Annotated in this window: 6 protein-coding genes; 4 read left to right on the top strand and 2 right to left on the bottom strand. The window is 42.1% G+C overall.

Translation table 11 applies throughout. The annotated features are described in order from the left end of the window. Positions 1–292: 292 nt before the first annotated feature. Positions 293–1,654, top strand: a complete 1,362-nt coding sequence (locus tag JJQ94_RS02260; protein ID WP_099030824.1) for a hypothetical protein — start codon at positions 293–295, stop codon at positions 1,652–1,654. Positions 1,655–2,626: 972 nt separating this feature from the next. Next, positions 2,627–3,052 (top strand): hypothetical protein, encoded by a 426-nt coding sequence (locus JJQ94_RS02255; protein ID WP_141557614.1) that lies wholly within the window; start codon positions 2,627–2,629, stop codon positions 3,050–3,052. A gap of 90 nt (positions 3,053–3,142) precedes the next feature. Here JJQ94_RS02255 and JJQ94_RS02250 read toward each other — a convergent pair whose 3' ends face one another. Then, positions 3,143–4,264: an alanine racemase gene (locus tag JJQ94_RS02250; RefSeq protein WP_099030826.1), complete on the bottom strand. Its 1,122-nt coding sequence runs from the start codon at positions 4,262–4,264 to the stop codon at positions 3,143–3,145. Between the two features lie 7 nt (positions 4,265–4,271). Then, positions 4,272–4,712: a dihydroneopterin triphosphate diphosphatase gene (gene nudB / locus JJQ94_RS02245; RefSeq protein WP_039491786.1), complete on the bottom strand. Its 441-nt coding sequence runs from the start codon at positions 4,710–4,712 to the stop codon at positions 4,272–4,274. 510 nt (positions 4,713–5,222) lie between these two features. Between nudB and JJQ94_RS02240 the strand changes: the two genes are divergently transcribed. Together JJQ94_RS02240 and JJQ94_RS02235 are read left to right on the top strand one after the other, a co-directional pair. After that, on the top strand, positions 5,223–7,130 hold the full coding sequence (locus tag JJQ94_RS02240) for a M6 family metalloprotease domain-containing protein (protein ID WP_099030827.1): 1,908 nt from the start codon (positions 5,223–5,225) through the stop codon (positions 7,128–7,130). A 197-nt stretch (positions 7,131–7,327) separates the two neighbouring features. After that, positions 7,328–8,626, top strand: coding sequence for a methyl-accepting chemotaxis protein (locus JJQ94_RS02235; protein ID WP_099030828.1), 1,299 nt, complete (start codon positions 7,328–7,330; stop codon positions 8,624–8,626). Positions 8,627–8,976 lie beyond the last annotated feature (350 nt).

Below are 8,976 nucleotides of genomic sequence, written 5' to 3'. Positions count from 1 at the left end.
ATTGATGTTTTGTTAAGTAAAAAGTCGACGCTAATTAGAATTAAATAACTGTAATACATGAACTAATAGATATACTCAATGTGAGCGTTTTTTGGTTTTTATTAATAGTGTTAAGTGAAGTTATACGCGAAAGGGATGAGGGAAAATTAAATTTATTTTATTGTATTAAATTCTTGCCTTTACAATCTAGTTCGACAGCCTTGCTACCAAGGCTATCAGTCCCCCCGAAAGTCGTTATAAGGCAGTGGGCTATTTATTAAAAAGATAAAACTATAATTATATAAGTAAAGTAATGAAAAGTACCTACACTAAAAAATTGATTGATTATATTTGTTTTACAAAAGATAGAGTTACAAGTAATATAGTAAACCCATATGAAAAAGAACTGGATTTTCAGAGCTCAGAAAACTCTTATTTTATTTTAGACGAAGAAATCACTCAGTTTGAAAAGTTTTATAGTGGTTTGTTCAATTCGTTGCAAAGTAGCTTGGAAATTTGCGCAAAAGACCGAGATGTATTCTTAGACTACTACAGTGATCCTAGATTATACCAAATATTAACTCATAATAAATTTGATGTCTTTAGAGGGATCTTCCGCCATGATGTATTAGAAGTAAATGGTACATTAAAGTTGTTGGAAATAAATGGTGGAGCTAATATTGGTGGCTGGGAGCTTGATATGTTAGCCCCAATGCAACTGGAATATCTTAGGAAAGCTAACCTATTCTCTCAAGAAGTTATTTCGTACCGCTCTGTTGTTGCGAGTATGATTGACTCTCTTATTGTTCAAATGGCCAGTTTGGACAAAGAAAAGTTGAGTGGAAATATAGGTGTTTTTATCACAAAAATGGACTATATTAATATTAATAAGAGAAATTTTTACGCGAGTTTCTTTGATGATATCTACCGTAGTTCAGCGCAATATAAGGAAGGTCAGGTTCACTTAATTTGTGAGGAGCAGTCACTTCAAATATCGGAGGACGGCGCACTGTGTTTTGATGAAATACCAATAGATGCTCTTTTAATGATGGAGCATAATATAAGCAGGGAGCTACAAGAGAAATTGTTGGTTTCTCATTTAACAAAAAAAATATTTTGTACGGACACATTATTAAATAACTTAGTATCTGACAAATCAACTATGGCTTTACTTCATGATATACGAATCTTTGATCTACAACCACAGTCTATTAAACAATGGATAACACAAAATGTCCCTTGGACTATTCGATTAGATCGCTATCTTAACGGTTGCTTCGAACATAAATCCAGCATTGACATTATAAAAAATCAAGCTGACTTCGTGATAAAGAAATGTCGCTCTTTACAAGGTAAGGACGTTTATATTGGTAGATTTATGACAGCTGAAAAATGGCAGTCGTTAATATTAAATATTGACGAGACTCAAGATTGGATAGTACAGCAATATTTTGAAAGCGATTTACTTCCTTCTATTGATGCTGAATTAGAGCCGATCTCAGTCCCCTTTGTCTGGGGAGTTTTTGATTTTAATGGTCAATATGGAGGTTCATTGATCCGCTCTTTTATTTCCAGTCAAGTCAACGATGGAGTTATTAATGCCGCTAATGGTGCCGTTGTAGTCACGGTGTTTGAAGAGCTCCAGATTGATGACCAACTTACACTAATACTATAAGTGGTGAATTGAAATAACTTTCTTGCATGTCCACGGAAGTTAGCATGCTGTTATATGTAGTCGATTCTAAATATTGGTGTTTTGATGTTCAAACTGGCCGAACAAAACCAGTCCAGACTGAGCATTAGCTTTATCGAAAGTTCTGGTATTACACTGCGCGTCGCACTGCTAATAGCTGATATAAAATCCAAGCATAAAAAGCCGCAGTCGGGTTAGGATTTTACGGGAGTTTTGGCCTACTGTGCTAAGTCTGTCACCGGGTTTTCCTTTTAAACGGTTAAGACCCAGTGACTATCTTGTTTCATGTGCCTGATGATCGGCTCTATTGCATAGCGTCGCTTGAGCCTCTTCTTGTGTAGTGGCTGTAGATCGCTACATGGTTCAATTAGGCTTAGACTGACCTGTTATAAATAGTCCATCCTGAAGCTAATTTAATTTATTGAATTTTTTGAAGATTTAAACGATCTTACTACCCTCAAATTGCAGCTTTTTTGAATTACACAATTAAAACCAATTATGCAAACATCGCAAAAGCACCTGTTTAATTCGCACGGCGGGATCACACTTTGTAAAAAGGCTTTAACACTCGGTCTTTTTCTGATCTAATAACGCCCATATTATCACTATCTACTTGTTAAGTAGTCGCTCCTAAAACAGCACACAGGTCGTAAAGATTCGATACGTGGCAAGTGCGTTCGGGCCAGCTTTGACGATGAATTCAGGGCAGAGCTTATCGTCGGTTAATGGTCGTTAACGAAGTATGCTCTCACCCTGGTTTAATCCGAGTTCATTGATATAGTTTCACCGCGTCATGAACTCGTGAAACTGGCAAAACTCATCGACTGGTAGCGCCTAGAAGTCGAATTTAAACAGCGCTACGGTGATAAATACACTGGCGGCAAGCCTATCCGCGGGCCTCGAATACTGAAAACAAATTCACAAATTGTTTGACGAAAATACGGTGGTCATGTGATGCGAAAACCTAGGGTGCGATTCCACCGTGTGCTCCAAGCCCCAAGCAAAGCTGATGACCCAATTCCCTTTACAGTTGAAGTGGTTCCACTGGAGGCGGTTTTGGCTCGAATAGAAAAAGAGGCTGAGCGCGCGAGCTTGGCGATGGAGCAGCTCGCACCGGATAGCTCAGAATATTACCGTCAGAGTTCGTTTTTTGAAGAGGCTAGATACAGTTTAGGAACTTTGGTATCACAGCATATTTATTCCATAAAAACCTACTATTTACCAGTGCTTCCAAAAGAAATACAAAAAGCGGTGAGAGAGAAATATAACCCGATATTTAAAGAGTTATATTATCGCTATCCAGAAACCGATTGTTGGAATTCAGTAACCTGCCAAGAACAAATTAAAAAACCAAGAGTATACGAGTATAATGGATTGTAGGCCAAAGTGTATAATATGACTTGTTTATTCTACTCTTATTGAGGTCTCAAGAGAGCAGTGCACCAAAAGAGCGTTGTAAGCAAGGGAGTGTCACCACCCCCCAAATCTTGGCCAAAACTCGATGTCATCATGACTTAACACATGATAGCCCGAGTGCTGAGCGGCTGTTGCACATGCATGATTTGGTAAAATACGTAGTAGGTCACCATGTTTCACGTCTGGTAAGGTGAAGCCGGGTTCACATTCAATAACGCCATGTTCTTGATTTGCTGAGGTTACTTTGAGCCCAGGCAGCAAATTACCCGCTTGGTCACAAACGAGGCCATAGCCACAATCAAACGCTTGACTCGCAGTACCTCTGTCTCTTGAAAGCGCCATCCAGCCGGCATCTATAAAGAGCTTATTTTCACTACGCTTGATACCAGTGACACGTGTTAGCACGCTAAGTGCAATATCTTCGATGTCACATATGCCGATACCAGCCATAACAAGGTCGAAGAATGTATAGACCCCAGCTCGTACTTCTGTTATCCCATCGAGGTTTTGCGTTGACAGTGCCGTTGGGGTAGAGCCAATACTCAGCACTGTTGTGGTGATCCCAGCCTCTTCCAGCATGGACGCGGCAGCTACAACAGCTAAGCGCTCTTTCTCAGCAAACTGTATTAGCTGCTCAGCTGTGCTACACGCGTATGAGCCACCGGCATGCGTTAGTAAACCCCGATATAAACCACTGCTTTCCAGTATGGTTGCGATGGTCACGATTTCTTTGTTTTTAGGGTTAAGTCCTGCGCGATGTCCGTCGCAGTCTATTTCTATCAAGCAAGGAATCGTGCACTCATTTTCCGAGCAAAATTGAGAGACAAGCATGGCTTGTTCCATACTGTCTAGCAGTATGGTTAGATTGACACCTTGGTTGATCAGGGCAAGAACGCGTTGTAGCTTATCTTCTGTGATCCCCACCGCATAAGTGATATTAGTGTAACCTTGTGCAGCAAATGTTTCTGCTTCTTTTAGGGTGGAAACCGTACATCCCGCTTGTTTGTCGGCCAAAATATAGCTTGCGGCTGCAATGGATTTTACCGTTTTCAAATGTGGGCGAAGGGCCACATTAAAAGCATCAAGATGCTTTTCCATACGCGAAAGGTTATGTAAAAAAGCAATTTTATCAACAACTAAACATGGTGTTTGTAAAGATCCTAATGTCGTAAACATAGCTCAATCATACTCCTATGAGTTCTATTTCCTGTCGATTGCTTGGAGACCAGACGCGTTCACAAGCGTGTGTTTTGTTAAGCCAAATAAAGTCTGTATGTTCATCTTCAGCGAGTACCACACTGATCCCTGACGGTACTTGGATACTAAAAACATGCTCAGTGTTTATGGTAACACCCGGCTCATAACGATGGCGCCACTGTGGTCTTATAGTGTATTGATTCGTTTTATTATGCGAGTGGATGGTGATCCCAAGCGCCGCAGCGTCAATACCGGTCTCTTCTTTTAACTCTCGATACGCGGTAGTGATTGGAGTTTCACCGGGATCTACTCCCCCAGTGACTGATTGCCAAAAGTGTTTATCGTCTGCTCTTTGTAATAGCAAAAACTCATTATGCTCGTTGTATATTACGACCAATACCGAAACGGGTTTACGTAGTGCCGACATGGTTTACATCAAATCAGGAACATGTGCTTTGAGTTTAACCAGTTGAGTTGCACTCGGCAATTGGTATAAAGCTTAGATGGCGAATTTTGGACAAAAAAAAAGCAGGCCATCTGGCCTGCATAAAAACTCCAATAGCAACAAGCTGTGCCAAGGAAATCCCAATAATGCCAACATCCCAGTCGGCAAGCTCTACTTCTCGGGAGTTCAATTGTGACTTTAGGCACGCCTAGATACGCAGGTAAAAAGGTGCAGCCCCAAAGGAACGAGACCAATGCTAATGTAATGTTTAGTACTTGTAAACCAAAAATTGAAAAAAATAGTTTAAACGAGCTTTTTTTGCTCACTTTGAAATATAAATGCTTCTAAAACGATTGAATTACAACCAGTGTAACTATTTGTTATTTATCTAGTTGATGAATTTTGTACCTTAAATGGTCCGATGGTTGTTGCAATTTTGTATCTGTTCTGTATGTTAATGGGTTGTACAACATGTAACCTAGGAAAGGAAAAATGAAATTAACATCAGCAATTATTGCAACGTCATTATTGGCAACCAGTGTCGCAGTAAACGCGGCGATACCTTATAAAAATGAACAGTATCAATTTACCCAACCAAGTGGTGAGGTGATCACTCTTGTTCTTAATGGTAATACGTACTTTGCTCAGCAGCGTACACCTGACGGCGAGCTTGTGGTGTATGATACCTCGCTCAAAGGCATGGCTTACGCTCAGGTTTCAGCTGATGGTGAGCAGCTTATATCAACAGGTAAGCTTGTGACCAAACGCAGTAAGCGGGGCATGCAACGTCACTCAGTAGATGCTATGCAGCAAGGATTATCATCCGCTGCTATTGCAAAAAAAGTAAAAGCGGCACAGCAGGTAATGTTGGGTCAAAACCAAGCACCTGTCGACTTGGTACATACGCATCAGTTTGAACGCAATAACAATGAAACGGCGTTGAATGCTGAGATCAGCGGTCAAGTAAAAGGGTTAACTATCATCATTGATTTCCCAGATGAGCGCGGCACTATCACAAAAGCGCAAGTTGAGCGCTTTTTAAATGACCAAAATTACAATGAATTTGGTAACGCGCAGTCAGTAAGAGGGTATTTTTCGTCGGTCTCTGGAGGCAAGCTGGATTATACCAATACGGTAACGGCTTATTACACCGCAAAGAAAAACAAAGCGTATTATGCGGATAGCGCATTAAGCTCAACGGTACGCTCGCAGGAACTTATAAAAGAAGCGCTAAATTGGCTTGAATTTCAACAAGGATTTGATTTTAGTTCACTAACTACAAATAGTAGTGGGCAGATCCGAGGGTTAAATATTTTTTATGCTGGCAACTCTGATAGTGCATGGTCTAAAGGTCTGTGGCCACATATGGCAAGACTCAGTCCGCGTTTTTGTGCTGATGGCGTGTGTACCGATCGCTATCAAATCACGGATATGGGAAATAGCCTTGCAATTGGCACCTTTGTACATGAGTCAGGTCACTTAATCACAAATTGGCCCGATCTTTATGATTATGATGGCAGCTCAGAGGGCTCAGTCGCAAGTTTTGGTGTTATGGGATTTGGCGCGATTGGTGCTTCCAACCGTTTTAAGCCGACGCCACCTGTCGCACACTTTAGAGCAATAGCTGGTTGGGATACGGTAACTGAACTTAATCCAGCCGTAAATGCTAATGCCCCAACGGGAAGGCTCAGTCATATTTCGGGCGCTAATAGCTCATATAAATGGACCAACCCAAGTAACGCGAATGAAGCCTTTTACATTGAGGCTATTCATCAATCGGGACAAAACTCAGAGCAACTCGATTCAGGTTTGGCTATTTGGCACGTTGATTCTGCGGGCAATAACTCGAATGAATGGTATCCGTATATCCAAATGGAGCATGGTGATGCCAAACGAGATCCTGAAAATGGTCGCAACCGTGGGGATAATGGCGATTTATTTGATGTGGCAGGAGAGTTTAGTGCCACACTGCCGAATGCGTTGAGTAGCAAAGGGACGAATGCGCTATGGTGGAATGGAAGCGACTCAGGCTTGTCCATCAGCAATATTTCTGATCCCGCTGCAGAGATCCAATTTACAGTGAGCGGCAGTACAACCCCACCTCCAGCGGGAGATGTTTATACTGGATACTTAGCGGACAAGCAACAAGCTATACAACCTGACGGCAGTTGGTTTCAGTACAGCGGTGGTACAATAGCACTTACTTTAGAGGGACCGACGAACGCAGACTTCGATTTAAAACTCGAAGCTTGGCAAGGTGGTGCATGGCAACAAGTTGCCATTTCGGAGACGCCAACCTCACAAGAGTCAATTAACTATACGGCAAATTCAGGTTATTACCGCATCTTGATTTACTCATACAGCGGTGCGGGTGACTACCGTCTAACGGTACAGAAGTAGTTAACCAAAGCGCTGGCTAGTCAATACAATTGATATAATGCCAAGTCGCGCTGCTTGTGTAGTAAGCGCGCGGCTTGTTTTTATTTTGGTGGGTATGCTAGAACGCCAAATTCCACTTTCTTATCTATATTCCATACTTTATTACCAAAATTATGATAATAATGCAGTCATGCATATTGTTTGTTACGGAATAGCTTATGAACTTTTTTCGAAAGCCAAATCAAGAAGTTGAAAATTTGACCGCTGAACTTAACCGTGCTCGGGCATTACTTTCTGCGATTGATAAAGCGATCGCAAAAATTGAGTTTACACCCGATGGCCAAATAGCAGCGGTAAATCAACATTTTCTCGCTGTCGTGGGTTACACTGAGGCTGAAGTGATAGGGCAGCACCATCGTATTTTTTGCCATAAGGACTATGTAAACTCTTCAGAATATCGCAGTTTCTGGGCAAGCCTTAAGCGTGGCCAAGCTCAGTTTGGTAATTTTGAGCGCTTTACCAAAACAGGTGACATAGTTTGGCTTGATGCTACCTATTTTCCGGTTGAAGAAAATGGCAAAGTCACCCGTATTGTTAAAATTGCGAATGACATCACAGCAGAAAAACTCACCATAACAGCACAAGAAGCGATAGCTAACGCACTCAATAAATCCATGGCGACCATAGAGTTTACACCCGAGGGCGTTATTTTAGATGCGAATCCAAATTTCACGGCAACTGTGGGTTATAAACTCAGTGAGATTAAAGGTCAGCATCATCGAATGTTCTGTGACGACAGCTTTTATAAAGAGCAGCCACATTTTTGGCAAGAGCTGGCAAAAGGCCAGCATAAAAGTGGTCGCTTTCATCGCTTAGGTAAACATGGCGAAGATATTTGGATTGAAGCAACATATAACCCTATTTTTGATGAACATGGCAAAGTCATTAAAGTGATAAAGTTTGCAACAAATATCACGGCGCGTGTGCAAAAAGCGCATCGAGTCGCAAAAGCTGCTGAGGTTGCGCAGGTGACATCAGAGCAAACCGAGCAAATAGCGGCCCGTGCGAGTTTGCTGCTGCAAGAGTCTGTCAGTACCTCTGGACTTATTTCTAATCAAGTACAAAGTGCAATGGCCGCAATAGCACAGCTTAATGAACAGTCAAAAGGGATTTCGGCAATTGTGTCTACCATCAGTGCGATTGCAGAGCAAACTAACTTACTTGCGTTAAATGCAGCGATAGAAGCTGCCAGAGCGGGTGAGCAGGGAAGAGGGTTTGCGGTGGTAGCCGATGAAGTAAGAAGTTTAGCCGCACGTACTTCGCAGTCGACCAACGAAATCAATGATGTGGTAAATCAGAATGAAGTGTTAACTAAAGAAGCCACCGCACTGATGAATACGGTGTCTGAAAGCACCGAGCTCGGTCTTGCACAAATCGACGAAGTGAATAAAGTGATGAATGAAATAAAGCAAGGCGCAGAAAACCTCACAAATACGGTCAAAGGATTGTCAGAATAACCTAAAGCTCGCCGCGTAAAGCGGCTCCCACCAAGGGTTTGAATGTGTTGTGGGAGCGGGTTCACCCCGCGATCTTTTCATCAAGATCGGCGCGTCAAGCACCTCCCACCAAGGGCCTGAATATGTTGTGGGAGCGGGTTCACCCCGCGAGCTTTTCCCCATTAATCGCCGCATAAAGTGGCTCCCATCAAAGGCTTGAATATGTTGTAGGAGCGGATTCATCCCGCGATCTTTTTCCCAATAATCGGCGCGTAAAGCGCATCTCACCAAGAGCTTGAATATGTTGTAGGAGCGGATTCATCCCGCGATCTTTTTCCCAATAATCGGCGCGTAAAGCGCATCTCACCAAG

It is taken from the genome of Pseudoalteromonas sp. GCY (genome assembly GCF_016695175.1).
Lineage (GTDB): Bacteria > Pseudomonadota > Gammaproteobacteria > Enterobacterales > Alteromonadaceae > Pseudoalteromonas.
Note: the sequence above shows the minus strand (reverse complement) of the source record. Positions and strands in the feature narration are given on the sequence as shown.